Source organism: Paenarthrobacter sp. PPS72 (assembly GCF_048537125.1).
GTDB lineage: Bacteria > Actinomycetota > Actinomycetes > Actinomycetales > Micrococcaceae > Arthrobacter > Arthrobacter nitroguajacolicus_E.
This window is the reverse complement of sequence record NZ_JBLYIE010000017.1, coordinates 61,230-88,193: the sequence shown is the minus strand read 5'-3', so window position 1 is coordinate 88,193 and position 26,964 is coordinate 61,230. Positions and strand designations below refer to the sequence as shown.

At 63.5% G+C, this 26,964-nt stretch carries 24 protein-coding genes; 13 read left to right on the top strand and 11 right to left on the bottom strand.

The features are described from left to right. Nucleotides 1-123: 123 nt before the first annotated feature. The 4 genes from ACLRGI_RS08445 to ACLRGI_RS08430 all read right to left on the bottom strand — a co-directional run bounded on the left by ACLRGI_RS08445 (nt 124) and on the right by ACLRGI_RS08430 (nt 5,721). Nucleotides 124-2,295 (bottom strand): alpha-galactosidase, encoded by a 2,172-nt coding sequence (locus ACLRGI_RS08445; RefSeq protein WP_419201228.1) that lies wholly within the window; start codon nt 2,293-2,295, stop codon nt 124-126. Nucleotides 2,296-2,411: 116 nt separating this feature from the next. Continuing rightward, nucleotides 2,412-3,752: an ABC transporter substrate-binding protein gene (locus ACLRGI_RS08440; protein WP_419201227.1), complete on the bottom strand. Its 1,341-nt coding sequence runs from the start codon at nt 3,750-3,752 to the stop codon at nt 2,412-2,414. Nucleotides 3,753-3,822: 70 nt separating this feature from the next. Continuing rightward, the gene (locus ACLRGI_RS08435; protein ID WP_419201226.1) at nt 3,823-4,749 is read right to left on the bottom strand and encodes a carbohydrate ABC transporter permease; all 927 of its coding nucleotides are present in this window, start codon (nt 4,747-4,749) and stop codon (nt 3,823-3,825) included. A gap of 9 nt (nt 4,750-4,758) precedes the next feature. Beyond that, nucleotides 4,759-5,721: a carbohydrate ABC transporter permease gene (locus tag ACLRGI_RS08430; protein ID WP_419201225.1), complete on the bottom strand. Its 963-nt coding sequence runs from the start codon at nt 5,719-5,721 to the stop codon at nt 4,759-4,761. Nucleotides 5,722-5,935: 214 nt separating this feature from the next. On the opposite strand from ACLRGI_RS08430, the gene ACLRGI_RS08425 reads away from it, so the two are divergent. Then, entirely contained in the window at nt 5,936-7,135 is a 1,200-nt protein-coding gene (locus ACLRGI_RS08425; RefSeq protein WP_419201224.1) for a Gfo/Idh/MocA family protein, read from the top strand. Between the two features lie 14 nt (nt 7,136-7,149). Further along, on the top strand, nt 7,150-8,169 hold the full coding sequence (locus ACLRGI_RS08420; protein ID WP_419201222.1) for a LacI family DNA-binding transcriptional regulator: 1,020 nt from the start codon (nt 7,150-7,152) through the stop codon (nt 8,167-8,169). Nucleotides 8,170-8,206: 37 nt separating this feature from the next. On the opposite strand, the gene ACLRGI_RS08415 is transcribed toward ACLRGI_RS08420, so the two are convergent. From ACLRGI_RS08415 to acs, 4 genes are all read right to left on the bottom strand, one after another. Continuing rightward, nucleotides 8,207-9,577: an FtsX-like permease family protein gene (locus ACLRGI_RS08415; protein WP_419201221.1), complete on the bottom strand. Its 1,371-nt coding sequence runs from the start codon at nt 9,575-9,577 to the stop codon at nt 8,207-8,209. Then, nucleotides 9,570-10,373 carry an ABC transporter ATP-binding protein gene (locus ACLRGI_RS08410; protein WP_419201220.1) on the bottom strand — a complete coding sequence of 268 codons (804 nt, stop codon included), beginning with the start codon at nt 10,371-10,373 and terminating at the stop codon, nt 9,570-9,572. Before ACLRGI_RS08410 ends, ACLRGI_RS08415 begins: the two co-directional genes overlap by 8 nt. 99 nt (nt 10,374-10,472) lie before the next feature. Continuing rightward, complete coding sequence (locus ACLRGI_RS08405; RefSeq protein WP_419201219.1) at nt 10,473-11,261, bottom strand: DeoR/GlpR family DNA-binding transcription regulator; 789 nt, start codon at nt 11,259-11,261, stop codon at nt 10,473-10,475. 224 nt (nt 11,262-11,485) lie between these two features. Continuing rightward, nucleotides 11,486-13,531 (bottom strand): acetate--CoA ligase, encoded by a 2,046-nt coding sequence (gene acs, locus ACLRGI_RS08400; RefSeq protein ID WP_419201248.1) that lies wholly within the window; start codon nt 13,529-13,531, stop codon nt 11,486-11,488. Nucleotides 13,532-14,001: 470 nt separating this feature from the next. Between acs and ACLRGI_RS08395 the strand changes: the two genes are divergently transcribed. From ACLRGI_RS08395 to ACLRGI_RS08385, 3 genes are read left to right on the top strand one after another with little or no spacing between them, the layout of a single operon-like run. Next, entirely contained in the window at nt 14,002-15,561 is a 1,560-nt protein-coding gene (locus tag ACLRGI_RS08395; protein WP_419201218.1) for a hypothetical protein, read from the top strand. Nucleotides 15,562-15,571: 10 nt separating this feature from the next. Continuing rightward, entirely contained in the window at nt 15,572-16,366 is a 795-nt protein-coding gene (gene nth / locus ACLRGI_RS08390) for an endonuclease III (RefSeq protein WP_419201217.1), read from the top strand. Further along, nucleotides 16,363-17,040 (top strand): NUDIX hydrolase, encoded by a 678-nt coding sequence (locus ACLRGI_RS08385; protein WP_419201216.1) that lies wholly within the window; start codon nt 16,363-16,365, stop codon nt 17,038-17,040. The genes nth and ACLRGI_RS08385 overlap by 4 nt, the downstream gene beginning before the upstream one ends. A 38-nt stretch (nt 17,041-17,078) precedes the next feature. On the opposite strand, the gene ACLRGI_RS08380 is transcribed toward ACLRGI_RS08385, so the two are convergent. Beyond that, a complete protein-coding gene (locus ACLRGI_RS08380; protein ID WP_054808913.1) occupies nt 17,079-17,279 on the bottom strand; it encodes a YegP family protein in 201 nt (66 codons plus the stop codon). Between the two features lie 185 nt (nt 17,280-17,464). After that, nucleotides 17,465-19,156 (bottom strand): bifunctional 3'-5' exonuclease/DNA polymerase, encoded by a 1,692-nt coding sequence (locus tag ACLRGI_RS08375; RefSeq protein ID WP_419201215.1) that lies wholly within the window; start codon nt 19,154-19,156, stop codon nt 17,465-17,467. A gap of 157 nt (nt 19,157-19,313) precedes the next feature. On the opposite strand from ACLRGI_RS08375, the gene ssd reads away from it, so the two are divergent. The 8 genes from ssd to ACLRGI_RS08335 all read left to right on the top strand — a co-directional run bounded on the left by ssd (nt 19,314) and on the right by ACLRGI_RS08335 (nt 24,472). Further along, on the top strand, nt 19,314-20,063 hold the full coding sequence (gene ssd, locus ACLRGI_RS08370) for a septum site-determining protein Ssd (protein WP_419201214.1): 750 nt from the start codon (nt 19,314-19,316) through the stop codon (nt 20,061-20,063). Beyond that, entirely contained in the window at nt 20,015-20,452 is a 438-nt protein-coding gene (locus tag ACLRGI_RS08365; protein ID WP_419201213.1) for a CpaE-like family protein, read from the top strand. Before ssd ends, ACLRGI_RS08365 begins: the two co-directional genes overlap by 49 nt. Continuing rightward, nucleotides 20,449-21,651, top strand: coding sequence for a TadA family conjugal transfer-associated ATPase (locus ACLRGI_RS08360; RefSeq protein ID WP_419201212.1), 1,203 nt, complete (start codon nt 20,449-20,451; stop codon nt 21,649-21,651). Before ACLRGI_RS08365 ends, ACLRGI_RS08360 begins: the two co-directional genes overlap by 4 nt. After that, complete coding sequence (locus tag ACLRGI_RS08355) at nt 21,648-22,457, top strand: type II secretion system F family protein (protein ID WP_419201211.1); 810 nt, start codon at nt 21,648-21,650, stop codon at nt 22,455-22,457. Before ACLRGI_RS08360 ends, ACLRGI_RS08355 begins: the two co-directional genes overlap by 4 nt. Continuing rightward, nucleotides 22,457-23,053, top strand: a complete 597-nt coding sequence (locus ACLRGI_RS08350) for a type II secretion system F family protein (RefSeq protein WP_419201210.1) — start codon at nt 22,457-22,459, stop codon at nt 23,051-23,053. Before ACLRGI_RS08355 ends, ACLRGI_RS08350 begins: the two co-directional genes overlap by 1 nt. 245 nt (nt 23,054-23,298) lie before the next feature. Continuing rightward, nucleotides 23,299-23,730, top strand: coding sequence for a DUF4244 domain-containing protein (locus ACLRGI_RS08345; RefSeq protein ID WP_419201209.1), 432 nt, complete (start codon nt 23,299-23,301; stop codon nt 23,728-23,730). Beyond that, nucleotides 23,727-24,113, top strand: coding sequence for a TadE family type IV pilus minor pilin (locus ACLRGI_RS08340; RefSeq protein ID WP_419201208.1), 387 nt, complete (start codon nt 23,727-23,729; stop codon nt 24,111-24,113). The genes ACLRGI_RS08345 and ACLRGI_RS08340 overlap by 4 nt, the downstream gene beginning before the upstream one ends. Continuing rightward, a complete protein-coding gene (locus tag ACLRGI_RS08335; RefSeq protein ID WP_419201207.1) occupies nt 24,110-24,472 on the top strand; it encodes an Rv3654c family TadE-like protein in 363 nt (120 codons plus the stop codon). Before ACLRGI_RS08340 ends, ACLRGI_RS08335 begins: the two co-directional genes overlap by 4 nt. A gap of 67 nt (nt 24,473-24,539) precedes the next feature. On the opposite strand, the gene ACLRGI_RS08330 is transcribed toward ACLRGI_RS08335, so the two are convergent. After that, on the bottom strand, nt 24,540-26,882 hold the full coding sequence (locus ACLRGI_RS08330) for a DEAD/DEAH box helicase (RefSeq protein ID WP_419201206.1): 2,343 nt from the start codon (nt 26,880-26,882) through the stop codon (nt 24,540-24,542). Between the last annotated feature and the right edge of the window lie 82 nt (nt 26,883-26,964).

The window sequence follows — 26,964 nt, the reverse complement described above, 5'->3', positions numbered from 1 at the left end:
ACTAAAGAAAAGCCGCCCCGGTTGCGAACCGGGGCGGCTTTTTTGTTACTGAAAGAGCGTCGGCCGGAAGCCCGTGGGATGTGAGCGAGCGTCGGCCGGAAGCCCGAGGGATGTGAGCGAGCGTCAGAGGGCCGTGAACCGCAGCAGGATGGCGTGCTCCGGGTTCAGGACGGGCATGGGCAGACCCACCTCGCCCAGGAACCGTCCTGTAGCTTCAGCTCCGGACTCCAGCCAAGGGGCCGGTTTTGCCTCCGTGAACGTGTGCCCGTAGTCGGCGTCCCCAGGCGAAGGGAAAATCGCCTCTACCCGGTATTTACGGGATGGGTCCAACGCCGGGATGGTCACCCGTCCGGAGAGTTCGCCAAAGCCTGTCCGGGTCTTCACCACAGCGAATAGTGCAGCTGTGGACCCGGTCACTGCAGCATCAGCAACCACGCCGTGCACCATCAGAGACTCGTCCGGCACATCTGCCCGCACCATTCGTCCACTGTGGATCAGGCCGCGGTGTTCCTTGTAGAGGCCGATGAATCGCTTGAGCTCTTCACGTTCCGCCCCGGTGACGGAGCGGACGTCCCACTCCATGCCGAAGTGTCCGAACAACGCCGTGATGGCTCGGAATGAGAGGTCGTGCGTCCGCCCGGTGGTGTGCGATGTGGTGGGTCCAATGTGGCCGCCCACCAACTCCGGCGGCACCACCATTCCGGTCCATCGCTGAATGGTCTGCCGTTCCAGGGCGTCGTTGCAGTCCGAGGCCCAAATCCGGTCCGTCCGTTCCAGGATTCCGAGGTCCACGCGGGCGCCACCGGAGGAGCAGCTTTCGATTTCAACCCCGGGATGGGCCGCGTGGAGCGCATCGAACAGCCGGTAGGCCGCCAACGTTTGCTCGTGTACCGAAGCCCGGCCGGCATGCCCGTGCTCGAGTAGGTCGCGGTTCTGGTCCCACTTGAGGTAGCTGATGTTGTTCTCACTGAGCAGCGCGTCGATGCGGTCGTAAATGTACTGCCAGGCGTCCGGGTTTACGAGGTCGATCACATGTTGTTGCCGCCACCCGAGCGGCAGGCGGCCACCGTCCTTGTAGGAAACGGCGGAAGGCCCAACGATCCATTCGGGATGCGCCCTGGCGATGTCGGAATCCAGGTTGACCATTTCCGGCTCTACCCACAGCCCGAACTCCATACCGTGGCTGGTCACGGCATCAATCAGGGGCGTGAGCCCGCTCGGCCAGAGGGTTTCGTCCACATACCAGTCGCCCAAGCCGGCGTGGTCGCCGCGGCGCCCGCGGAACCAGCCGTCGTCGAGCACGAAACGCTCAACTCCAAGGTCGGCAGCGGACTCCGCCAGCTCGATCAGGGTTTCCAGGTTGTGGTCGAAGTACACCGCTTCCCAGGTGTTGAGGACTACTGGGCGGGCCTTTCCGGTAGCTGCACCCACGTGGTGCGGCCGCGAGCGGAACCAGGAGTAGAACGCTTCCGAGATCCCGTCCAAACCGCGGTCCGAGTATGCGGCAAATAGCGCAGGCGTGGTGTAGCTTTCGCCGGGCTGAAGGACTACTTCGGCTGGTCCCAGCAGCTCGGAGCCACCCACCATGGTGCGTCCATCGGCAACGCTGTCCGCAAATTGCTCGTGGTTGCCGCTCCAGGCAAGGTGCGTGGCCCACACCTTGCCGTGCCGGTTGCCGAACCCGGCAGTTCCCGCAGCAAGCAGCAAGGAGGAGTCGTGCCCGGTACGGCCGTGACGGCCTGTACGAACCCAGGTTCCTTGCTGAATGTCCCGGCGCTGAGGGTGGCGTTCACGGCACCAACGGCCGGTCAGGTCCAAAAGTTCGACGGCGTCAGGCGCCACCGGGAGCATCGTCGCCAACTCATCCACCTGGAAAGGCGACGTGCCGTGGTTCGTCACCGAGTGCCGCAGTTCGAGAAGCCCGCCCGGGTGCAGGGTGAGGTTGCTGGTCACCGTGATACCGGCGTCGGGGTCTGCTTGGACGATGACTGCTGTGCTGCCATCGGCCGTCGCGCTCGCCACGCGAAGACGGATGGAGAAATCAAAGCCGGGTACGCCATCCGTGAAGCGGTGGCCGCGAAGTCCCGGCCTGCCCTGCCAACTCGAGGAAGCCTGGGGGAGGAGCCCTGCGGGGACGTTGGCGTCGATGGAGGAGGGCGGAATGGGCTCGTTAAGGATGGCGAGGTCCGGCAAGGCATCGCCCAGGTCGGCTCCCCAGTGGGTTATCTCAGCCTCGCCTCGGTGGGTGCTGATCACCAGGCTGGTACCTGCGGAACGGAGATGGAGCGGGTGCATGTATGGAGTCACTTTCAATCGGGTTGGCTTTGAGCCGGTACAGAAGTGTTGTGGGGCCCGCTCTGCGCGCTACGCGAAGGAAATGGAGCGCAGAGCGGGCCCCGCAACGGGTGGGTTTACTTAGCGAAGAGTGCGTTGACCTGTTCATTCGCGGCCGTCAGCGAACTGGCCGGGGACTTCCCGGCGATCACCGCGTCCATTGCCGGCTTCATGATTCCCGAAACTTTGGAGGCATTGTCCGTGATGGGGAGCATGAAGGTGGTCTTGTCCTTCACGTGCTGCGTGAAGGCGCTGACGTCCACGTTCTTGGCTTTGAAGGCCTCTGCGGCCTTCTCGGAGGAGGTGGTGATGGCGGGGAACACCACGGCCTTGGAGGCAACGACGTCCTGGCAGGCGGTGGAGCCCAGGTACTCGACCCACTTGATGGCGGCGTCCTTCTTCTTGGTGCCTGCCCAAACGGAGTCCGCCAGGCCATTGAACATGGAGGCACGCTTGCCTTCGGGGCCCTGAGGTGTGGGGGCGATGCCGAGGTCGATGCCCTTGTAGCCGGTGTACTGGCCGATCATCCAGGAACCGTTGCTGTTGATGGCCGCTTTGCCTGCGCCGAAGCTGTCGGCGGCGTTGGCGCCAACGGTGGTTTCAAGCTTGGGCATGTAGCCCTTCTCGGCGAGCGAGGCCCACCAGTCGATGGTGTCCTGAAGCCTTTTGTCGTCGTAGTTGAAGTGGGTGCCCCAAGGGTTCTTATCCGTGGTGGTCCAACCAGTGGTGGCGGACAGGTAGCTCCACTGCGTCTGGCCGGCGTTCTCGGCATCGGAGCCAGGCAGGCCTAAACCGTAAACGGCAACATTGTTCTTGTCGAAGCCTGCTTCGTCGCCGCGCTTGCCGTTCTTGTCCACGGTGAGACGGGCGATTGCTTTCTCGTACGTTCCGCCATCCTGCGGGTTCCAGGCCAGGGAGCCCATCTGTTCAGGGGTAATGCCGGCGTCGGTGGCCATCTTCTGGTTGTAGAACAATGCAATGGTGTCCCAGTCTTTGGGGAGGCCATAGCGCTTGCCGTCCTGGCCCACCCAGAGATCTGCGAGGCCTTCGTTGTACTGTGAAAGATCGGCGTTGTCGTCGTCAAGGGCCACCAACTGCTTGGTCTTGAGGAACTCCGGGTACTTGGACAGGTGGTCCGTAAAGACGTCCGGTGCAGTGCCGGCGGCCATGCCGTTGGTGAGCTTGGACCAGTAGTCGTCCCAACCTGTCTGGGTGATTTTGACGGTGATGTCCGGGTTGGCCTGGGTGAAGTCGGTGGCGCATTGCTGGTAGGCGGGGAGCTGATTGGCGTCCCAGAGCCAATAATTGATCTCGCCTTTGGCAGCGTCTCCTCCGGAGCTTCCGCCGGCGCAGGCGGAAAGTGCGAGGATGGCAGCTGCCGCGACGGCGACGGCGCCGAGTGGCTTCTTGTTCATCATGGTTGGTCCTTTCGGGACGGGTGGGTGCGTGCCGGCACACGCCGGTTTCTGCGGGGGGAGGTAGAGAAAGCTATTTGGTGCCGTTGAAGCCGATGGAGTTGACGATCCGTTTACCGAAGATGGCAAAGAGGATCAGCACAGGTGTGGCGGACACGAGCGTTGCGGCCATGAGCCCGGACCAGTCCGGTGCGCCCTGCGGAGACTGGGATTTGAAGACCCCCAGTCCCACGGTGAGCACCCGGGATTCCTCAGAGGTGCCTACCAGTAGAGGCCAGAAGTATTCGTTCCACTGACCCATGAAGGTCAGCAGCGCCAGGGTGGCAATCGGGGCAGCGGCATTGGGCATGATGATTTGGAAGAAGATCCGCCAGTGCTTGGCGCCGTCGAGCATTGCAGCTTCTTCAACTTCCCTGGACATGTTCAGGAAGAACTGGCGCATGAAGAAGATCGCGAACGGGGTCATGAACAAGTAAGGCAACACGAGTCCGAGCATGGAATTGAGCAGGCCCAGGTTCTTGATGAGCAGGAAGTTGGGCAGGGCGGTAAAGATCGGCGGGACGAGCATGGTGGCAAGGAACAGCGAGAAGACTGCGTCCCGTCCTTTCCACCGGAGCCGGGAGAAGGCATAGGCGGCCATTGAGCTGAAGAACACGGCGCAGGCTGTAGTGATCCCGGAGAAGAGCAGCGAGTTCCAAAGGTATTGCCAGAAGTTGATCGAAGCGCCGGAGCCGCCTTCCGCGATGGCTTCGGAGGCACTCTGGAGGCCGAAAACGCGCTTGAACGCACCCAGGTTGAAGTCGGCCGGCAGCAGGTTGGCGGAGTTCGCGGCAAGGGAGCCGTTGGAGGACAGGGCCGTGCGAAGCACCCAGTAGAAGGGCAGGATGCTTACGGCAACAGCCAAGGCGAGAAGGGTCAGGGCGATGGCGCGGCGCCAGTTGAAGGGGCGGCTGAGCGGGCGACGGCTGGCGCCGTTCTTGGGTGAGGCAAGAGTGGTCATGGCGAGTCCTTAGTCCAGGTCCGACTGGTTGCCGCGGAGGAACTTCATCTGGATGAAAGCGACGATGGCGAGGATGAGGAAGAGGATGACAGCCAAGGCGGATCCGTAGCCGAAGTCCTGTTCATTGAAGGCACGTTGATAGATGTAGAACTGCAGGACCCGGGTGGCGTTGACAGGACCGCCGGCCGTTGTGACGGCAACGGTGTCAAAGACCTGGAAAGAACCGATCACAGTTACTACGAGGACCAGTACCAGGACTGGCCGGAGCAGCGGCAGCGTGATCCGCCAGAAGGTGCTCGCCGCCTTGGAACCGTCGATGCTGGCGGCCTCATAGACGCTGTTGGGTATGGCTTGGAGCCCGGCGAAGATCAGGAGCGCTGTGTAGCCCATGTGCCGCCACGTGTTGATGAGTGCCTGGGTGGGGATGGCCCATTGCTCGCTGCCGAAGAAGGCCACCCGGGGAAGACCGGTCCATTCGATGATCTGGTTGATGATGCCGATCTGGTAGTCAAGCATCCAGAACCACAGCAGGGCGGCGATGACGTTTGCCATCAGGTAGGGCATCAGGAGCGCACCACGGACGAGCGTGGACTTTGCGACACGGTGCATCAGGATGGCAAGGCCCAGGGCCAACGCGGTCTGGAGGACAATGTTGATCACCACGTATTCCGAGGTGACACCCAAGGCGTTCCAGAACAGCGGATCCTTGGCTATGCGTTCATAGTTCCGCGTGCCAATCCATTCCGGGTCGCCCAGGATGCTGTACTCGGTGAAGCTGAGGTAAATGCCCCGGATGGTGGGGACAAGGTAGAAGAGGATCAGTCCGAGCATCGCCGGGGCGATGAAGAAGAGCGCAACCTTGAGGTCTCCGATCCCACGGAACCCATCGGCTGGTTTTCCCCGTCTCCGTGACTTCCGCGGCGCCCTGGCGGAGGAGAGCCCCGGATCTGGTTGCTTGGTGAGCGTGGTCATCGTCGACCCTTTCGTGGCTGTGATGTGCATAACAACTGGATGAGAATCTACACGAGTAGATTTGATCAGCGCAAGGCCAGCTGCAAACTTTGTGGTGAAAAATGTTCACTTATGTTGCTTCCATTGACTCGAGTAGATCGCGGTGGAAGACTCGACGGGAAATCAGGTCAGTAAACAGCGGAGGCCGCTTCGGCAGCCCCAAGGAAGGCAAACAATGACGTTTTCGATCGGTGTTGTGGGTGCTGGACAGTTCGGCAGCCAGTTCGCCCACTTGTTCAAGATCCACCCGGGTGTCAGCGCGGTCTACGCAATCGACGAACTCCCCGAACGGGCAGCCGCAGCGCAGGAACGGTGGGGATTGGATGGAGTGCTGGGCAGCTTTGAGGAGCTGTTGGAGTCCGACGTCGATGCCGTGGCCATCTTCACGCAGCGGTGGACCCACGGGCCGCTCGTAGAGCGGGCGCTGCGTGCCGGAAAGCACGTCTATTCAGCCGTGCCCATGGCCATTTCCGAAGAGGAGATTGAACGGATCATCGAGGCCGTGCGTGAGACCAAGCTTGTCTACGCCATGGGTGAGACCAGCTATTACAACCCGGCCACTGTCTTCGCCCGGCAGCAACACGCAGCAGGCAAATTCGGCCGCATCTTCTACACCGAGGGCGACTACGTCCATGACATGGACCTCGGATTCTATGAGGCCTACCAATACAGCGGCGGAGAACGATGGAAGGAAACGGCCAGCTACCCTCCCATGCTCTACCCCACGCACGCGATCGGTGGCGTGCTTGGTGCCGTCCCCGGGCATGCGGTCAGCGTGAGCTGCATCGGTGTGAAGGACCATCGCGGCGATGGCGTCTTCGACAAGGACGTAAGCATGTTCGCCAACGACTTCTCCAACGCCACGGCGCTGTTTGAAATGAACGACGGCGGTGCGATGCGCACCAACGAGATGCGCCGAGTCGGGTACCCATCACACATTCGTGAGTCCCGTTTCCGTTTCTTCGGCACCGACGCCAGCTTCGAGCAGCTTGCCACCACCACCGTGTGGCAGGACAAGTCCACGGTGGAGGACGTCTCGGATCAGGTGGAAACCAAGCCCACCATGTCCCTGGATGACCCATCGCTGGCAGATGTTGCCCCTGAGCTGCGGGATGCCTTCATTTCCGGACTGGCTCCGGTGCATGACCAGTCCAGGCTTCCGCAGGAGTTCCTCGGAGCGCCCAACGGTCATGAAGGAAGCCACCAATTCCTGGTGGACGACTTTGTCACGGCCGTGAACAACCGCAGCCTTCCTCCGGTCAACGCCTGGGTGGCGGCCCGTTTCACGTTGCCGGGAATCGTCGCCCATGAGTCTGCGCTTCGGGGCGGCGAGCGCCTCCCCATCCGTGACTTCGGTGATGCTCCCGTGGAGTAGCTAGCATTTACCCCATGACAACTTCGGCGGTACAAACCTCGCGCGGCCCGGTAACACGCAAAGACGTGGCCCGATACGCCGGGGTGAGTACCGCCGTCGTGAGTTATGTGGTGAACGGTGGGCCCAAGAACGTGGCCCCGGCGACGGAAGCCAAAGTGCGCGATGCCATCCGTGTCCTGGGATACCGGCCCAACGCGGCCGCCCGGGCCTTGAAGTTGGGATCCAGCGAGACTATCGGCGTGGTGGTTCCGGACAACACCAACCCGTTTTTCACGCAACTGGCCCACGCTGTGGAAGACGCCGCAGCGGAACTTGGCTTCGGAATGGTACTCACCAACTCCGATGGAAGCTTGACGCGTGAACGCAAGAATATCCGCACCTTGGCCGCCCGCCAGGTGGACGGGGTTTTCCTGGCCAGTTGTGTGTTCGATCCCGACGTTTCGGAACTTGAGGCTTCGGAAATCCCCGCAGTCCTCCTGAACAACGCAGGCTCGCCACCGGAATTCAGTAGCGTGGGCGTTGACCTTCAGGCCGGAGCGCGCGCCGCCGTGGAGCACCTGATTGGCCATGGGCATACGAACATTGGCTTGGCGATCGGCACCAATACCGGCAATCAACTGGATGGGCGCGAGGTGGGGTGGCTGGCGACTCTGCGTGACGCCGGACTGCCGGACGGGCCCATGCTGCATGGTCCCTTCAGCCGGCCGGGCGGCTATGAGGTTGGCAAGCGCTTCCTCTCCATGGCCAATCGCCCCACCGCGATTTTCGCCAGCAACGATATGCAGGCCATCGGTATCCTGCGCGCCCTTCATGAGGCGGGTGTTCGAGTGCCCGAGGACCTTGCGTTGGTGTCCTTCGACGGCTCCTTGGACTCCGAATACAGCTGGCCTGCGCTGACTACGGTTGCCCAGCCTGTCAAAGCGATGGCAGAAGCGGCTGTGCAGGCCTTGGTAGGCAAGAGCCGCGGAGATGAGCTGCAACACCGGATCCTGCCTACGGAGCTGATCATCCGGCAGTCCTGCGGTTGCGAGTAACCCGCCGCGCGGGAGATTACGACGGCGGCCCGCCGGGTTACGAGTCCATGCTTGCGTAGCGCTCGGGCCGGGCCAGCACCTGGCCGATCTGTGCTGTTCCGGCGGCAACGGCCAGCCGGACCAGCAGGAAGCCGGCCGCGAACACCCCTCCGATGGTCAGGAACACCACGGGCTGGGTCAGCAGGACAGCACCCGTCAGGGGCAGGACCAGGACGGCAGCTGCGGCAGCTGAAATGCCCGCCACCAGGAAGAGTGGCGACATCACGGCTTTGACCCGCGCCGCCACCATGAGCTTCCGGGGCATTCCAACCCGGTCCAATGCCACCAGGGTGGAGGCCCGGTCAAGGACGGCAGCAGCCTGGTTCACGCCCGCAGAACAAGCGACCATCAGGAATGAGCCCAGCAGGGTGATCATCACTCCGGTGTTGATGTCCCGGACCAGCAGCGTGGCTTCAGCGTCGCCGCCGGTGCCCATGCTGTCAGCCACAGCCATGCCGACACCCACGAATACGCCCACAAAACTGGTCATCGCGACGCCCCCAACCTGCCGCCACGATTCCTTGGGACTTTCCAGCACGGTCCTCGCAGCCAGCAGTTGTTCGGGTCGTTTGGCCCGCTTGAGCTGAGACGACGCCCGAAGCCGCAGGACCCATGGCCCCATGAGGTTCAACGCCAGCAGCGCCAGTCCAAAGCAGCCACCCATAACGGCGACGATCACAATGAATGTACCGAAGCTGCTGAGCATCCCCATCGCCACCACTCCCACAACCACCACAACAGCGGCGATGAGTCCACGAACCCAGTGCGCGCCGTCGGGCGTTTGCCGGGTCCGGACTCCCAACGGTGTCACCACGACTTTCCGGAGCCCCAGGGCAGCGCTCACCGCGGCCAGGACACAGACTGCCAGGACGCAGCCGAGGATGGACGGCACTGATAGCCATGCGTGGCTGCCGATTGCCTGGCCCCGGAATTGGATAAGCCCCAGGAAAGGCGCGATGCAGGCATAGAGCCCCGAGCCTGCCAAAGCCCCTACGGCCGCGAGGACCGTGGACTCAATGACGGTCATCCAAACCACTGTCGCGCTATTGGCGCCCAACAACCGCAGCGAGGCCAACCGGTCATCACGACGACGGGCGGCAAGTCGCGCGGCCGAGGCACCGAGCGTCAACAACGGGATGATGAGCAAGACCATGGCGACGACGGCCAAGGCTTGGTAAGTGCCCGCGATGTCGTCGGACCAGGACCAGAAGACCTGTGAACCTCCGGCTACGGTGAGGAGCAGCGCGGTGACGGTTCCGAAAGCGAGGATAGGAAGCCCGGCGTCGCGAAGACCGGATTCCCGGAAACCGCTCCCGTTGCTTCGGGCAAGATACGGGGTGAGGCGCAGGGCCATGGAAAGGCTAGACATTGAAGGCGCCCTTGAAGTTGGCGGTGCCCGGCGCTGCTTGCATGCCCGGCGCTAGTTGCATGTCCGGCGCTGCCGGGCTCGCTTGCGCTGGAAGATTGGGTGCCGGAACGGGGCTTCCGCTGTCTGCGACGATCCTGCCGTCGCGCAACTCCACGACGCGCCGGCAGCGGGCCGCGACGTTGGGATCGTGTGTGACGACCAGCAGTGTCCGGCCGTTGGCGGCTACTGAGTGGAGGAGAACGTCCAGGACTTCCGTGGAGGTGGCCGAGTCCAAAGCGCCGGTGGGCTCGTCAGCGAAGACAACCCTGGCGCCGGTGACTTGGGCGCGGGCGATGGCCACGCGCTGTACCTGTCCGCCGGAGAGCTCACCCAATCGGCGTTGTTCCATCCCGGCAAGACCCAAAGCACCAAGCCATTCCGCCGCCCTGGCCTCTGAAGTGGTGCGGTCTGTGCCGTTGAGCATGAGAGCCAAGGCCACGTTTTCCAAGGCAGTGAGCTCCGGAAGCAGCATGCCTTGCTGGAAAACGAAGCCGAACTCCTCGCGCCGCAGCCGGGACAGCGCGGCATCTCCCAAGGTATCCAGCCGCAAAGGCGAGGAAGGAGTGGTCAAGGTGATGGCACCGGCGTCGGGCCTCAAAATTCCGGCGAGGCAGTGCAGGAGTGTTGTTTTACCGGAACCGGAAGGTCCGATGATCGCAATGGACTCGCCGGCATTCGCTGTGAAGTCGACGTGGTCCAAGGCGATGCTGCCGGGGTAGTGCTTGGTGAGCTGCTGGGCGTGGAGGATGGCGTTCATATATCCAGCATCCCTGCGGCCCCTACCCTGCGGCGTCAGTCCGGCGGCTGAACTCTGCCGGCCGGCCTCCACCCGGGGTATGAGACCCACCTACCACGGTCACGCCTCGGCGATTCGGAGTTTTGCAACGTTCTCGGCCAGTACGCGCCGGGCGTCTTCACCCAGCAGCGAGTCCGTGATCAGTTCGTCAGCTTCTTCCAGCTGGGCGATCGAGGCAATGCCCACCACGCCCCACTTGCTGTGGTCGGCCAGGACAACTGTGCTCCGGGCGGACGCCATGAAGGCGCGGTTGGTCTCGGCTTCCAGCAGGTTGGGAGTAGTGAAGCCCGCGTGGGCGTCCATGCCGTGGACGCCCAGGAACAAGACGTCCAAGTGGAGCTGCTTCAGTGAAGAAGTCGCTATGGGGCCTACCAGTGCGTCCGACGGTGTTCGTTCGCCACCGATCAGGATTACCGTGGACCCGAAGCGTGCGGGGCCGGACGAGGAACCGTGGTGGAACAGGTCTGCGATACGCACGGAGTTGGTGACCACGGTGATACGGGGACCGTTGACGAGTTCCTTCGCCAGCGCCCAGGTGGTGGTGCCCGCACCGAGGCCGATCGCCATGCCCTCCTGGACAAGGGACGCCGCCTCCACCGCAATGGCGTGCTTCTCCGCGGGAAGCTGCGTGGACTTGAGCTCGAAGCCGGGCTCGTGGGTGCTCGCATCGCCTGGAAGCTTGGCTCCGCCGTGTATGCGCTCCACGCGGCCGGCTTCCTCGAGTGCTTCGATGTCCCGGCGCACAGTCATGGGGGAGACCCCCAGCACTTGGGCGAGGTCCGAGACCCGCACCACGCGTTCGCGCTGGACGGCGTCGATGATGGCGGAGTGGCGTGCTGCCTGAAGCATCAGGGCCTTTCTGGGAACCTCGTCAAACATGGGGCTGAATCTGGCTCCAGTCTAGGGCGGCCGGCTTCCAGAGCCCGGCAGGCCAAGCGCGGCGACGGTCACGCCTGCGTCACGATAGTCCGTTGCGGACAACGCCTTCACGCACGGCGCCTTAACGCACGACGACGCCGCTCGCCTTGGGAGGTGAGCGGCGTCGTCGTGCATTAACTACTGAAACGAAGTAACTACTTACGGAGGGACTCCGCGATCTGGGTCATGATGCCGGGATCGGCCAATGTGGTGGCGTCGCCGGTATCGCGGCCTTCGGCGATGTCCTTGAGGAGGCGGCGGACGATCTTGCCGGAGCGGGTCTTGGGCAGTTCCGGAACGATCAGGAGCTGCTTGGGCTTGGCAATGGGGCCGATTTCCTTGCCCACGTGGTTGCGCAGTTCCAGGACGGTTTCATCACCGTTGTTCACGGCGTCACCGCGGAGGATGACGAACGCCACCACGGCCTGTCCAGTGGTCTCGTCAGCGGCACCAACCACGGCCGCTTCAGCCACGGACGGGTGGCTGACCAGTGCCGATTCGATCTCCGTGGTGGAGAGGCGGTGGCCGGAGACGTTCATGACGTCGTCCACGCGGCCGAGAAGCCAGACGTCGCCGTCCTCGTCCTTCTTGGCACCGTCGCCGGCGAAGTACATGGCCTCGAAGCGGGACCAGTAGGTGTCCTTGAACCGCTCGGGGTCGCCCCAGATGCCGCGCAGCATGGAGGGCCACGGCTCGCGGACCACCAGGTAGCCGCCCTCGCCATTGGCCACGGACTGGCCGTTTTCGTCTACAACGTCAATGGCGATGCCGGGCAGCGGAACCTGCGCGGAGCCGGGCTTGGTGGCGGTCACTCCGGGCAGCGGTGCGATCATCTGGGCGCCGGTTTCAGTCTGCCACCAGGTGTCCACGATCGGGGCGGGGTGTTCCTTCTTTTCACCGTTCTTGCCTGCGTTGGCACCGATGACGTCGCGGTACCACATCCACGCTTCGGGGTTGATGGATTCGCCCACGGAGCCCAGCACGCGGATGGAGGAGAGATCGTACTTGTCCGGGATGTCCCGGCCCCACTTCATGAACGTCCGGATCGCGGTCGGCGCGGTGTACAGGATGGACACCTTGTACTTCTCCACGATTTCCCACCAGCGGCCCTGGTGGGGGGAGTCGGGGGTGCCTTCGTACATGACCTGGGTAGCGCCGTTGATGAGCGGAGCGTAGGTGACGTACGAGTGGCCGGTGACCCATCCGACGTCGGCCGTGCACCAGTACACATCCGTTTCGGGATGGAGATCAAACACGGCCTTGTGCGTGTACGCAGCCTGCGTGAGGTACCCGCCGGTGGTGTGCAGGATGCCCTTGGGCTTGCCCGTGGTGCCGGAGGTGTAGAGGATGAACAGCGGGTGTTCGGAGTCATGGCCCACGGCGGTGTGCTCGGTTGATGCCGTATCTACCGTCTCGCTCCACCAGAGGTCGCGGCCTTCCACCCAGTTGACGTCCTCGCCGTTGCGCTTGACCACAACAACGTTCTGGACCGTATGACCTTCTTTGGACAGGGCTTCGTCCACGGCCGGCTTCAGCGCGCTCGGCTTGCCGCGCCGGTAGGTTCCGTCGGCGGTGACCACGAGCTTGGCTTCGGCGTCCTCGATCCGGGACCGCAGGGCGTCCGCGGAGAAGCCGCCGAACACCACGGAGTGCACGGCGCCGATCCTGGCGCAGGCAAGGAGCGTAATAACAGCCTCGGGGATCATGGGCAGGTACACGGCCACGCGGTCACCCTTGGCCACACCGAGGGACTCGAAGGCGTTGGCGGCTTTCTTCACTTCTTCGGTCAGTTCCGCGTACGTGTAGGTGCGGGTGTCACCGGGTTCACCTTCGAAGTAGATCGCCACGCGGTCGCCCAAGCCGTTTTCCACATGGCGGTCCAGTGCGTTGTACGCGGCATTGACTTCGCCGCCCACGAACCACTTGGCAAACGGAGGATTGGACCAGTCCAGAGTTTCCGTAAAGTCCTTGTCCCAGCTCAACAGCTCGCGGGCCTGCTTGGCCCAGAACGCAGGACGGTCCGCTTCTGCCTCTTTGTAGGCGTCAGCGCTTGTGACGGCGTTCGCGGCGAACTCTGCCGACGGAGCGAACTTACGGTTCTCGTGGAGGAGGTTTTCAAGCGCCTCAACGTGTGCGGCGGGACCGTTCTGAGCAGTTGAAGCTGCAGCGGTGGCCGTGGATCCGGTGGTGTCCTGGGACATGGTGAACCTCATCATTCATCGATCTTTGCTGCGCGGATCCTGCCGTGAGGTTCCCGCCCGGGCCGTCGTCGGCGTCGAGCGCGTCCCCCAAGGATCCGCAAAGTGCTGTCCGCCATCAACACTATCGCTTCGGGAAGTCCTACGTGTGCGTCGTCACAAATGCGGCAGTGAGCGGCGCGGATTTAGCGACGAATGGCGGCTTAGGCAGTGGGGAACCGCTTACATGACGCACGACGGCGGCCGCGGGCTGCCGCTGCTGGGGGCCTAAGTGTTGATTACATTCTGTAAGGAACCTTGGAGTTTGCTGTGGGCGGAGCGGTATGGCCGTTTTCAGCTAGAACCCTGTCAGTGGGGTGGCATAGGCTGAAGACGTCTTGGGACGCACTTCTGGCGTGTCCGGTTCTCGGCGGGATTCCGCGGAGGTCGCCGGGCCGGACTGTCCAAGACGCCGCCGTACGAAGGAGAAATAGATGAACCAGCTGAGCCCAGGCCCGCACGACTCACAGCCGACGGGACCGGACACCACGGCTGGAACGGCCACCGCTGCCGGTGGAAACGCTGCTGGGAATCCTGCCACGGGTACCTCCGGAGCTCCTGCCAAGAAGGACGCTGCGGCCAAGAACGGCGCTGCTGCTCAGGGCGACGCTGCTGCCCAGGGCGATGCCGCCAAGTATGACGCCGTTGCCGGGCCGTTCACCATCCGGGACCTTACTGTTTTCGGCTCCACGCTCCTGATGTTCGTCGCCTCGTTGCTGCCGATGTTCGGGGACCTGTACAACCTCTGGAACCTCGGAAACCTGTTCTTCCTGCTGCTGGGCATCATCCTCCCGCTGGTGGTGGCGGCACTCTTCGTGGCCCGCAGGCTGCAGCCGGGAACAATCGTCCGAATTGGCTCGCTGTCCGTGGACCAGTTCGCGTCCGTGGTTGCCTCGTTCGCCTTCCCCTTGTTCTTCCTCACCATTGCCAACTCCTTCAACGGCAGCGTACTGCTGGGATTGGTTGGTTCCGTGGGCCTGCTGGCCGCGACCGTCCTTGCCCCTCATCTTCCGTGGCTCTCCGCTGATTTCAAGGGGCGGGCTGAGCAGCCGGCGCACGTTGTCGCCCGCGAGGCAGCTGTGCCCAGCCGCAAGCCGGCGGCTCCCAAGGCTCCCAAAGCCCCCAAGCCGTCCGAGGGCGCCGGTTCAACCCCCGGATTCCATGGATCGGCGCCCGGGTTCCAGGGGGCGGCACCCGGGTTCCAGGGGGCGGCGCCCGGCAACCAGGCTCCCGTCTCGCATGTTTCAGGTACAGCTGCTGCAGCTGCCTCCACGGGCGCTCCCGGCGCGGGTTCTCCCGCAGCAGGTGCAAGCCCCTTCGCTCCGCCGGCCAGCTACGGAACCACGCCGTCGCCTGCAACTGAAGCCTCCGCCGTCGTACATGCAGCGGACGCCAAGCCTGCAGACGGAAGCGGCTCCGGAATGACAGGACCGGCAACAACAGGCCCGACAACAACAGGACCGGCATCCGCTGGCTCTGCAGTTGCTCCCGTGCCTTCCGGCGCTGGCGCATCTCCTGCTTCGTCATCGCCTGACAAGGCGGAACCGGCTGGAGGTTCCGGCGCCAAGGATGCCCGGGTCCCCGCTCAGGGTTCGCCGGCCGAGCCTGCCACTACCCAGCACGCGGCGCAGCCTGCCACCACCCAGCACGCGGCCCAGCAGGCGAGCCAACCAGCGCCTCAGCAGCCTTGGGCTGCCACCATGGCAACGCCCATAGTCTCCGGTGACACGCGCAGGGTCAGCGACTCGATCGGCGCAACCGTGGACCCGGCAAGCCGACCGGAAGAATCCGATGCGCCACAGTATGAAGCCTTCTGGTTCGCTGTCGCACAGCCGCGGACTGCATATGACGAACACACGGGTGCTCCGGCCTTCACCATCGAACCCGGTGGTTGGGTCCTGGCACTCGAGGACCGCGGACACGAATTCCTGGTTCAGGACACCGATGGCAAGGTTGGGGTTCTTCGGGAGCTCAGCAACATCGAACGCGGCTAAGCAGGACCCCGTGGCCATCGCCGAAGCCGGTTCCCTGCTCGCGCTCAAACGCCGGGCTCGCAAGATCAACAGGGTTCTCGCTGATAAGTATCCCTACGCCCATGCAGAGCTGGATTTCAGGAACCCCTTTGAGCTGGTGGTGGCCACGGTCCTCTCGGCCCAAACCACGGATGTGGCCGTCAACCAGGTCACCAAAATCCTGTTTGCCCGCTACCCGGATGCCCGCGCCATGGCTGAAGCGGATCCGGTCGAGCTGGAGACCATACTCCAGCCGACGGGCTTCTTCAGGGCCAAAGCCCGGAACGTGCTGGCGCTCAGCACGCGGCTTGTGGATGAGTACGACGGCGTGGTCCCGGGACGTCTTGAAGACTTGGTGACGCTCCCGGGCGTAGGGCGGAAGACCGCGAACGTCGTTCTGGGCAACGCATTCGGTATTCCCGGGATCACGGTGGATACGCACTTCGGCCGGCTGGCCCGCCGGTTCGGATGGACGGCCTCGGATGATCCTGTGAAGATCGAGTTCGATGTCGCGGAATTGTTTGAACCCCGGGACTGGACCATGCTCTCCCACCGGGTGGTGTTCCACGGGCGCAGGATTTGCCATTCCAGGAAACCCGCCTGTGGTGCTTGCCCGGTCGCCAGCCTCTGCCCGAGCTACGGAGAGGGCGAAACGGACCCGGTCAAGGCAGCCAAGCTGCTGAAGTACGAGCTTGCACCGGGCAACGAAGCTTTGCTGAAGCAACTCCTGGCAGAGACGCATAGGGCCGCGGAGATCCGCATGGAATCGCAAAGGAGGCCCGGGTGACCGCGCTTGAAGAACTATCCGCACTGGTCACCCGCTTTGAAAACGGTAAGCAACAGCACTCGGCCCTGTGGGAGAAGCTCCCCGTCACTCCGGAAACCAACCGGGCCGCGGCGGTCCTGATGCTTTTCGGTGTGCTGGACAACATTCCTGCCGAATCAGGACGCCCCATAGCACCGGCCGACCTTGATGTCCTCCTGCTCGAACGGGCGCACACCCTTGACGACCATCCGGGCCAAGTGGCGTTCCCGGGCGGCAGCGTAGACCCGGAAGATGAGACGGTAGTGGCCGCTGCCCTTCGCGAAGCCGTGGAAGAGACCGGGCTGGATGCAAGTGGTGTCCGGGTTCTTGGTGTTATCCCTGAGCTTGGACTTATCCGGAGCAACTTCCGGGTAACTCCGGTCCTCGCGTGGTGGGATGCGCCATCCCCGGTTCGCGTAGTGGACTACGCCGAATCCGCGCAGGTCTTCAGGGTGCCGGTGCGCGACCTCCTGGATCCCGTCAACCGGGTCACAGCCACCATTTCCAGGTTCGGCCGCACATACACCAGCCCTGGTTTCACCGTCAACGGCGTGCTGGTGTGGGGCTTCACCGGGATGGTCCTCAGCGGCCTCTTCGACGAACTGGGCTGGACCGTTCCCTGGGACAAGGACAAGCTGCGGGACATCGACCTCTAACAGGTCGGTGCCCACCGGTCTTGCGCCCTCGGGACCGTTCAGGCAGCCTTGCGGGCCGTCGTCGAACGGTCAACGATCAGTCCGGTGGCGGCGTTTTCCCGCACGGCGTTGATCCCGGCAACCACGCCCTCAAGGTGAGTGAACGTGGGAGAGACAGCCACGACGGTTCCGTCGGCCGCCGTCAGACGGAACCGGTAACCTTCGTCGTTGTCCTTGAGAATTTCAAACCTGCCAGCCATCGAATGCTCCCCCTTTTGATGCTTCCTTGCACAAAGATGTGGACCAGCAAACTATCCACATAGTGAAAGTATCCAGAACCGGGCGCGAACCAAAGTTACTTCGCAGTACCCGTCACTGCGGGGTCATTCCGGCTCATATGGCGAGATGTGACTGGATAGTCCCGCAGCTTCCGGCTATGGTCCGGCTACTTCGCTTTGTCGTAGGAATCGACGACGGCAACACTCACCGGAAATTCCACAGGGATCCGCCCGAACATGAGTTCTTTCGCTGCCGAAGCCGCTTCTTCGATGGCGCGGATACAGGCGTCCACCGCGTGGTCGGGCGCATGAACCATCACTTCGTCGTGCAGGAAGAAGACGAGTTCCCCGATAGCCGAGCCTTCGGCGCGCGAGGCCCTCAACCGCCGGCGTAGTTCCGCCAGCCAGCAGGCCGCCCACTCAGCAGCCGAGCCCTGGACTACGAAGTTGCGGGTGAAGCGGCCCCTGGACCGGGCCAGGTTGTCGGCGCGGCGTTGTTCTTCGGCGGTGGCCGATTGCTGGCTCCGTATCCAACCGGCGGACGGTGGCGGGCTGCTCCTGCCCAGCCGGGTGGTTACTGTTCGCCCTGCTTCGCCCTCACGGGCTGCCTGCTCCACGAACCCGACGGCGCGGGGATAGGTTCGCGTGAGCTGCGGCATCAGCCTGCCAGACTCGCCCGTGGTGGCACCGTAGATGGCTCCCAGCAGTGCAATCTTTGCCTTCGCACGGTCACCACCAAAGCCTTGGGCTGCGATGCCGGCGTAGAGGTCTTTGTCGCGGGCGGCCTCCGCCATTTTCGTGTCTTGCGCCAGTGCCACGAGGACCCTTGGCTCCAGTTGCGAGGCGTCGGCGACAATGAGTTTGTGACCGGGATCCGCGTGGACCGCTGCCCGGATGTTGCGTGGGATCTGGAGGGCACCGCCACCGCGTGAAGCCCAGCGGCCGGACACAACTCCACCCACCACGTACTCGGGGTGGAACCGGCCGTCACGCACCCATGCGTCCAACCAGGACCAACCGTTGGCGGTGTGCAGGCGGGAGAGCTTTTTGTAGGCGAGCAGAGGCTGGATGGCGGGGTGCTTCGATTCCTGCAGCTCCCATTGGCGGGTGCTTTTCACCTCGATCCCGTTCCTGTGCAATGCACGCATGAGGTCCTGCGGGGAGTCCGGATTCAGGCTGGGGGAGTTGAGGATGCTCCTAAGCTCGGCGCAAAGAGCCTCAAGGGCGGGCGGCCGGTGTCCCAGCGGCGGCCTGGGTCCAAGCACATCGGCGAGGATCTGCTGATGCAGTTCCTCGCGCCAGGGGACGCCGGCGTGCTGCATCTCGAGGGCGATTATCGCGCATGCCGACTCAGCGGCGAGCAGCAGCTGCAGGCGCTGTTTCTGTTGGTTGGCTTCCGGGACCTGGGAAATCGCGTGCTGTTGGGCTGCAAACTCCTCCTTGAGTTCAGCTACCCCTGCTGCGGAGTTCGATGGTGAAGGGTCCTCGAAGAGCGCCCCTTGATCCGCGGGCGGTGGCGGTGGCTGAAGAGTCCGCGGCGGTGTTGAGTCGTCGTCCTGGGTGAGCTTGACCGCATGCTTGGCATAGTCCGTGTGGGCGGTGAATTCCGAGTGGGCCAGAATAGCCCCGCAGAGCGAGAGGTCGTGGCAACGCTCCAGCTCTATGCCATGGGTCAGTAGGTCCGAATACCAATCCTGGGTGCGATGCCAAACCCAGCGGGGCCGCTGGGCTTCGAATTCACGCACGACGCCGGGCAACTCAGCGCGGGTGACGACGCGCGCGTCAGCAGTAGCCTTACCGGTGGGGGAGATTCTTTGTATGGCTGCGCCTTCCGGGTGGGCGGCGAGCAGCAAATACATGGTGTCCATTCTGCCCTGTGCGGAAGGGTGGTGTGGTGCTGTCGCTGTTGCTGTTGCAGGAAAGGACTGCTCCTCCACAGCTCCGGCCACGCCAGGTTGTGCACATACGGGAATTTGGACCTTCTTTCTGCTGGCCGAATCAACAAATGTGGAGCCCATGAGCAAGCGAGATCGTGGGCACAGGCAAAGCAGCAGGCACCATGGGCAAAACGGCAAACAACCGGTGCAGGGGGACGCGGATGGATACTGGGTGCCCCGCGACGCCGTCGGAATCCTGCTTGTTTCCGGCGATCCCTACCTCCAGGAAGAGGCCAAGCGGATAGTCGCAGCGGCAGGCGGAAACCTGAGAACGGCCACTGACGTGACGGAAGCCGTCCACGGCTGGGACAACGCGGATGTGGTTCTCGTGGGGAGTGACATCCGCGAACTGCCGCCCAGGCGAAGAGCCCCCACGGTGTTGCTTGGTAAAGCCGCCGAAGGCGACGGGCTATGGCGTCTGGCTGCCGTACTGGGAGCTGAGCGGGTCGCCGTCCTCCCCGAGGCCGCAGCCTGGCTGGCTGAACATCTCAGCATGTCCGGCTCCCCGGATCCCGGAGGCACGGTCATGGGAATCATTGGCGGCAGCGGCGGGGCAGGCGCCACCACTACCGCGATTTGGCTCGCCCAAGCCGCAGCCGGGCATGGCGTCAGTACTGTCCTCATCGATGGTGATCGCTGGGGCGGAGGCCTTGAACTTGCGGTGACGGCTGACGAGATTCCCGGCTTGCGATGGCCGGACTTCGCAGAAACCCGCGGCAGCATAGATCCCTCCCGGTTCCGGGACTCCCTGCCAGTGGCCGGCGGCTTCGCCTACCTGTCGTGGCCAGGGACCCGGGAATCCGTCCAGATCCCCCGGCCGCCGCCGTAGCTGCCGTGGTTGACGCCGCACGCCGAAGCTTTGAACTCATCCTGGTGGACATCGGACGCACTGGGGAGGGACTGGCGACGCTCGCGTGGGACTGCGACAGGATTCTGCTGCTGGCCAAGGCCAACCTCAAATCCGCGGTGGCGGCCACGCGCGTCCTCAGCGAGCTCCCGCCCATCGACACCGGACTTTTGGTCCGGGGAACCATCGCCACTTCCGTGGACGCAACGCTGATCGCCGACTCACTGGGACTGCCGCTGCTGGGCGTCCTTCCAGAGATGCGCGGTGTCGCAGCAGGCACCGAACTTGGACGATTGCTGGAACTCGGACGCCGGAAGTCCATCAGCCGTTTGGCCGGTTCTGTGCTGGAGCTGAACGGAGCCATCCAGTGAGCCGTTTCGCCGAGGGAACCCGCCGGCGGCAGGCCCGCAGGCTGGACTCCGTTCTTCTCGAGACAGTGCGGGAATCAGTGCTCGCAGGGAACGGACCCGTAACCCCGTCTACGGTGGCAGCAGCTGTGCAGGCAAGCGGCAGGCTACTGGGCTCTGCCGGTGCGTTGGAGGCTGCGGAATCCATCAGCGCGGAACTGAACGGGTTGGGACCCCTCCAGCAACTCGCCCAGGATCCTGCAGTCACGGACATCTTCGTCAACGGGCCTGACTCAGTCTGGTTGGACCGCGGCAACGGCTTGGAACGTTCAGCGGTGCACTTCGACACTGAACAACAGATCAGGTCACTGGCAACTCGCTTGGTTTCAGCCGGGGGCAGGCGTTTGGACGACGGTTCCCCGTGCGTGGACGTCCGGCTCAGTGGCGGGTATCGGGTGCATGCGGTCCTCGCACCCATATCAACGGCCGGGACCCTGCTGTCCATCCGCATCCGTCGGGAAGAGGTGTTCACTCTCGCCGAGTTGAGGGAGCGGGGTATGTTTTCGGAACACGTCGAGTCGGTCCTGCGTGCCATCATGGCGCAGAAACTCAGTTTCCTCATCAGCGGCGCCACGGGCTCAGGGAAGACGACCCTGCTCTCCACCATGCTCGGATTGAGCCATCCGTCGGAGCGGCTGGTGCTCATAGAGGACGCCGCCGAGCTCAACCCGGTCCACCCGCATGTAGTGACCCTCGAATCACGCCACGGAAACCTGGAGGGCGGAGGGGCCCTGGACTTGGGTGAATTGGTCCGTCAAGCACTGCGCATGCGGCCCGACAGGCTGATTGTGGGAGAGTGCCGCGGCGCCGAAGTCCGTGAATTGCTGACGGCACTGAATACCGGCCACACCGGCGGCGGAGGCACCATCCACGCCAACACTGCCGAGGCTGTGCCAGCAAGGTTGGTGGCCCTCGGCGCCCTCGCAGGTTTGAACGCCGAAGCCGTCCGGCTGCAGGTTTCCAGCGCCCTGGACGTGGTGATTCACGTGGACAGAACCGCGTCGGGACGGAAGGTGGCATCCATCGGGGTCGTCGTCGAAACCGGCAAGGGCCAGAAAGTGGTACCAGCCCTCAGCTGGAGCTCGCCGGGAATGACACAAGGGCCAGCATGGAACCAACTCGCTGGCCGGCTGTCCTTGGAACGCTTTGGAGACGAGCCGTGATCGGAGCCTTTGTCTTCATTGCGGCGCTTGCTGCCTGGCTGCAGCTGAGGGGCCATCGGGTTGGCAGCCGGCGTCTCCGGATAAGCCTGGGGGAGCCGATCGGCCGGGCAGAGAGGGCCAACGCACGTGTGAAAGTGTGGCCCGGGCCTCCACGACGCCAGAGGCGGAATGAGCCTTTGCCGCTTGTGGTGCTGGTGCAACAGCTCGCCGCCCTTTTGCGCGGCGGGCGGGGAACTTCCAGGCTGTGGGAAGAGCTATGGATTGTCCACGGTTCACGGCAGATGACGGACGGTGGTGCGGGTGCGGGTACGGATATATCAAGGCAGAAGGGAAACGCCGGGCTGTCCCACGAGTCCTTGCAAGTACTCGCGGCAGCACGGGCAGCGTCCACCGTAGGAAATTCGCCGGCTGAAGCCATCCGTGGCACGGCAGCGAAAGCGTATCCGCGGCGCGGAAGTCCTGAACGCCGTGTGTGGATGGAATTGGCAGCATGCCTGGATATCGCGGAAACCAGCGGCTGTCCTCTTGCCGAACTCCTCACCCGCTTTGCAGCCCAACTGGAAGCCGAAGAAGACTCCGAAGCTGCCCGGCAGACAGCACTCGCAGGGCCCAAAGCCACCGTCCGCCTATTGTCGTGGCTCCCGGTTTTCGGACTTGGTCTGGGGATGGCATTGGGCGTGGATCCATTGGGGATCCTGCTGAATAACTTCCTGGGTGTTGCCACCTTCGCGGCCGGACTGCTCCTGACGGTAGCCGGACGGGTTTGGTCTTCGCGGTTGGTGGCGTCCGCGGCTGGCGGCCACTGATGTCAGTAGCGCCGGTCTTGGTGATGATGGCGGTCATGGCGCTGGCCGCATTCATCAGCTTCGCCGTACCCGCGACGTTGAGAGCGCAGTTTCGTCATTGGTCCAGAGAGGCTGAGGCGCAACAGGACTTCTCTGTGGCAACCCAAGGTGACCTGGCATCGGACGGTCTTCGTGACACTGCAATGATGCTGGAATTGGTAGCTTCGATGCTCGACGCCGGCGCTGGAGTTGGGCGGGCTCTGGAACTGATAGCAAAGTGTGCCTCCCCGACGATCGGGCAATCACTCCGGCCTGTTGCTGCCGCGCTGGCCATCGGTGCCGATTGGGAAACTGCTTGGCGGACTCCCACCAGGCATGCGCCAGAAGTGGTCCGCCTCAAGGAAGCGTTGGCTTTCGCAGCCCTGACTGGCGCGCCGTCTGCTTCCATCCTCTACGCACAGGCTGCGAGGGAACGGCGTGGGCAGTTCCGGGAAGCGGAGAAAAGGGCAGCTGCCCTCGGCGTAAAGCTGGTGGTTCCTTTGGGTCTCTGTTCCTTGCCGGCCTTTATCTGTCTCGGCATCGTCCCGGTCCTGATCGCCATGCTTCCCCCAGGCTGAGATGGGGGCTATTGAAGAGAAGACCATGAATGGGGAGGAAACGCGTACAGGAACGCCCGGCACCCTTGGTGCCGGGCGTTTCGTGCTGGGGAGCTTGGCTTTGGCAGCAACAACCTTTCCTCCACACCCGGCCGGTTCGGAGTGGTTATCCACTTGCAGGAATCGACTTCTTCCGGGCTATCCCTCGCTACGGAAGAGTCGGTTCTGTCGGCAGATAGCCGGCAATTCTTGGAAGGAAATCCACCGTGAAAACACTGCCCACCATGCTTCCTGGTCTTCTCAGTGACATGCCCCGGGATCGGGCGGCTCCCGATGAAGTCTTTGAGGATCCCTCCGCGGAGCCGGTGATAGACCAGCCCGACGAACTCGCCGAGTACCAGCTCGAACACAACGACCTCGAGCGATTCGGTCTCGAGGAGAAACTCTTGCAGTTAGGACTCGGCTTTGAGGAATTTGTGGAGCCCGACGACGAACGATTTGAGGATGCTGGCTTCAGGACAAGGGCAAGCACACGGATCAAGCTGATGGGCTCGGAAGTGGGCATGGCCACCGCCGAGTACGCTATTGCCACGCTTGCTGCTGTTGGGCTCGCGGGCCTCCTTGTGGTCATCCTTCGGAGCGAGGAGGTCCGCGGCTTCCTGCTCAACCTGATCCGTACGGCGTTGTCCTTGCCATGATTGATGTGCTGCCTGCCCGCGGGAGAACGTCCCGGAAGGAGACGGAAGGAGGCGCTGTCACTGCGGAGTTCGCCGTCGCTTTGCCGGCCGTTGTATTGCTCCTGGCATTCCTGCTGGCAGGCGGTGCAGCGGGTATCACCCAACTCCGGCTCGAGGAAGCGGTGAGGGCGGGAGCGCGCGCCTCCGCCCGGGGTGAGACGACCGGCTCGGTGGAGGGGATCGTTAAGCGACTCGCCGGAGAGAGCGCCACCTCATCGATGACCGACGACGGCGAGTGGCTGACCGTGACAGCTTCGTCGCCAGTTGGTGGGGCGCTGGGCCCGCTTATTCCATGGACGCTGAAGGCCTCGGCATCGGCGCGGGCAGAATCGGGTAGCCCGTGAGAAAGTTCAGGACAAGCACCCAGCGTGAACGCGGCGCTGGAACCGTGCTCGTTCTCGCCTTAGGGGCTGTGGTGATGGCCATGCTTCTCGGACTGCTTCTCCTGGCGCAGGCCGGGGTGATGGCATCCCGGGCCGCGGCGGCGGCAGACCTTGCAGCCCTTGCCGCCGCGGATGCTGCCCGGGGCCTCACCTCCGGGGAACCCTGTTCAGTGGCCGCAGGCGTGGCCGGGAAGCACGATGCGAAGCTCACGTCCTGCACGGTGGCCGCCGGGGACGTGGTGGAGGTAGGCACCGAGTTGGCGCACTTCTTCCAATGGGGAGCTGCCACTGGCCGCGCGCGGGCGGGACCCCCTCCGTAGGCGGTGCACCGGACTCGCTTCCGGCCGGACGGACGCGACGAGAGCGGTGTTCAGACGCCGTCCTTGGTTAGCTGGCGTCCTTCAACAAGACGTCAAGGAGCGTGATGGCGGCTGCCTTGTCCAAGGGATTGTTCTTGTTGCCGCATTTAGGGGACTGAACGCAGGACGGGCAGCCGGCATCGCACTCGCAGGCTTTGATTGCCTCCCGGGTTGCAGTCAGCCAAATCCTGGCCTTTTCAAAGCCCCGTTCAGCGAATCCGGCACCGCCTGGATGGCCATCGTAAACGAAGATCGTTGGCACGCCGGTGTCAGCATGAAGGGCAGTGGAGACGCCACCAATGTCCCAGCGGTCACTGGAAGCCACCAGGGGGAGGAGCCCAATAGCCGCATGCTCAGCTGCATGCAGAGCCCCGGGGAACTCCGCTTCCACCAATCCCGCTCCGTGCAGCGAACGGTTGTCCACAACGAACCAGACCGCCTTGGTAAACAGGTCCCGAGCACCCAGGTCCAAGGGTTCTTCACCGAGGATCTCATTCGAAATCAATGCCTTGCGCTGGAAGGAGACCACTTGGGTGGTTACTTTGACGTCGCCGAAGTGCACGGTGATGTCACCCCATTGGACCGAGCGCGAGGTTTCAAGGACTTCGATCTGGGTTACATCACGGGCCGTGGTGTAGAAGTCCGGATTTACCCGGCGGACCATGACGCAGTGATCGGCTTCGTTGAGCTCCTCCACCAGATAGCTGTCACCCTGGTGGACATAGATGGCGCCCGTGTGGGCTTGATAGTGGGTTTGGGGCGAGTCCATGGTTCCCAAGAGGGACCCGGTCTCGGCGTCAACGATGCTGACAGGTCCCCCTCCGTCTGCACGGAGATTCACCATTCCGGCAGCGCTCTCCGGGTGGGTCCAAAACCATCCCGCCGGCCGCTTGCGGAGGTAGCCCTGTACCACCAGACGATCCAGCAGCCCCTCGGCAGTGGTGCCGAAGAGATCGAGCTCTGCCGGACCAATCGGCAACTCCGCCGCCGCCGCGCAGAGGTGGGGGCCAAGGACGTAGGGATTACCGGGGTCGAAGACTGTGGCTTCCACGGAAACGTCAAAGATGGCTTCCGGGTGGTTCACCAGATAGGTATCCAAGGGATCGTCGCTGGCTACAAAAGCGGCAATGGCGTCCTGTCCTGCACGTCCTGCACGGCCGATCTGCTGAAAGAGCGAAGCCCTGGTGCCAGGCCATCCAGCGACCAGCACGGCATCAAGACCCGAAATGTCGATGCCTAGTTCCAAGGCGGACGTGCTGGAGACCCCCAGCAGCTGGCCGGACCTCAAAGCCTGTTCCAAGGACCGCCGTTCTTCGGGCAAATACCCGGAACGGTAGGCAGCCACGCGCCCGGGGAGACTGGGATCCACCTCGTCCAAGAGTCTCTTGGTGATGGATGCAATGGACTCGGCGCCGCGCCGCGACTTGATGAACGCGATGGTCCTGACACGAGAGGAAACCAAGTTGGCAAGGATGTCCGCAGTCTCAGCAACGGCTGTCCTGCGCTGCTTAGCACCGTTCTCGCCTTTGACGTCGGTCAGGGCGGGCTCCCAAAATGCCACGGTCGTAGAACCGTGCGGTGAGCAATCTTCGGAAACTTCCCGGACGGGAGCGCCGATAAGACGCCCAAAGGAGACTCCGGGATCGGAAGCTGTGGCTGAAGCAGCTATGAAGACCGGCTCAGGGAAGGAAGTGCCCGCACCGTAGTAGGCGCAGATCCGGCGGAGGCGCCGCATCAAATTGGCCACGTGCGAGCCGAAGACACCGCGGTAGCTATGTGCTTCGTCCACAATGACGTAGCGCAAGCGCCGGAAGAATCGTGCCCACCACGTGTGGTTGGGAAGGATACCGAAGTGCAGCATGTCCGGATTGGCCAAGATGAAATTGGCGTGGTCACGGATCCACCGCCGCGACGAAACGTCGGTGTCGCCGTCGTACGTCTCTGGCCGGACCGTAGGCAATTTCAACGAGCGGATCGCTGCGAGCTGGTCTGCTGCCAAGGCCTTGGTTGGTGACAAATAGAGCGTCACTGCGCCGTCGTCATGGATCTTTCCGGGGTCGGAGAGGACCCGCAGCTCTGAACGGTGAATAGCATCCAGCGCGGGCAGCTGATAGGCCAGCGATTTTCCGGAGGCGGTTCCCGTAGCAATGACAACATGTTGTCCGGAATGGGCCAGATCCGCCGCCTGGATCTGGTGGCGGTACGGTTCATGGATGCCCAGTGCGCCGTAAGCTGCCACCACGTCCGGGTGGGCCCAGCCGGGCCAGGGTTCGTTCACGGCTTTTCGCGCGGGAATGGTGTGGACATGGCGCAACTGCTCGGGGTCCGGCGTCCGGCCCAGCAGGGAAATCAATGATTGAGGTGCAGCCACCGAATCATTCTGTCACTCTGCGGGCACGCCAACGGCGGCGCCTGTGAGCGCCGCCGTCGGGCCTGACTGTTAAGCGGAGGGT

What these genes read in the sequence shown, in the direction of transcription:
- ACLRGI_RS08445 (WP_419201228.1), bottom strand. Translation starts at nt 2,295, where the DNA reads ATGCACCCGCTCCATCTCCGTTCCGCAGGTACCAGCCTGGTGATCAGC.
- ACLRGI_RS08440 (WP_419201227.1), bottom strand. Translation starts at nt 3,752, where the DNA reads ATGATGAACAAGAAGCCACTCGGCGCCGTCGCCGTCGCGGCAGCTGCC.
- ACLRGI_RS08435 (WP_419201226.1), bottom strand. Translation starts at nt 4,749, where the DNA reads ATGACCACTCTTGCCTCACCCAAGAACGGCGCCAGCCGTCGCCCGCTC.
- ACLRGI_RS08430 (WP_419201225.1), bottom strand. Translation starts at nt 5,721, where the DNA reads ATGACCACGCTCACCAAGCAACCAGATCCGGGGCTCTCCTCCGCCAGG.
- ACLRGI_RS08425 (WP_419201224.1), top strand. Translation starts at nt 5,936, where the DNA reads ATGACGTTTTCGATCGGTGTTGTGGGTGCTGGACAGTTCGGCAGCCAG.
- ACLRGI_RS08420 (WP_419201222.1), top strand. Translation starts at nt 7,150, where the DNA reads ATGACAACTTCGGCGGTACAAACCTCGCGCGGCCCGGTAACACGCAAA.
- ACLRGI_RS08415 (WP_419201221.1), bottom strand. Translation starts at nt 9,577, where the DNA reads ATGTCTAGCCTTTCCATGGCCCTGCGCCTCACCCCGTATCTTGCCCGA.
- ACLRGI_RS08410 (WP_419201220.1), bottom strand. Translation starts at nt 10,373, where the DNA reads ATGAACGCCATCCTCCACGCCCAGCAGCTCACCAAGCACTACCCCGGC.
- ACLRGI_RS08405 (WP_419201219.1), bottom strand. Translation starts at nt 11,261, where the DNA reads ATGCTTCAGGCAGCACGCCACTCCGCCATCATCGACGCCGTCCAGCGC.
- acs (WP_419201248.1), bottom strand. Translation starts at nt 13,531, where the DNA reads ATGTCCCAGGACACCACCGGATCCACGGCCACCGCTGCAGCTTCAACT.
- ACLRGI_RS08395 (WP_419201218.1), top strand. Translation starts at nt 14,002, where the DNA reads ATGAACCAGCTGAGCCCAGGCCCGCACGACTCACAGCCGACGGGACCG.
- ACLRGI_RS08380 (WP_054808913.1), bottom strand. Translation starts at nt 17,279, where the DNA reads ATGGCTGGCAGGTTTGAAATTCTCAAGGACAACGACGAAGGTTACCGG.
- ACLRGI_RS08375 (WP_419201215.1), bottom strand. Translation starts at nt 19,156, where the DNA reads ATGTATTTGCTGCTCGCCGCCCACCCGGAAGGCGCAGCCATACAAAGA.
- ssd (WP_419201214.1), top strand. Translation starts at nt 19,314, where the DNA reads ATGAGCAAGCGAGATCGTGGGCACAGGCAAAGCAGCAGGCACCATGGG.
- ACLRGI_RS08350 (WP_419201210.1), top strand. Translation starts at nt 22,457, where the DNA reads ATGTCAGTAGCGCCGGTCTTGGTGATGATGGCGGTCATGGCGCTGGCC.
- ACLRGI_RS08340 (WP_419201208.1), top strand. Translation starts at nt 23,727, where the DNA reads ATGATTGATGTGCTGCCTGCCCGCGGGAGAACGTCCCGGAAGGAGACG.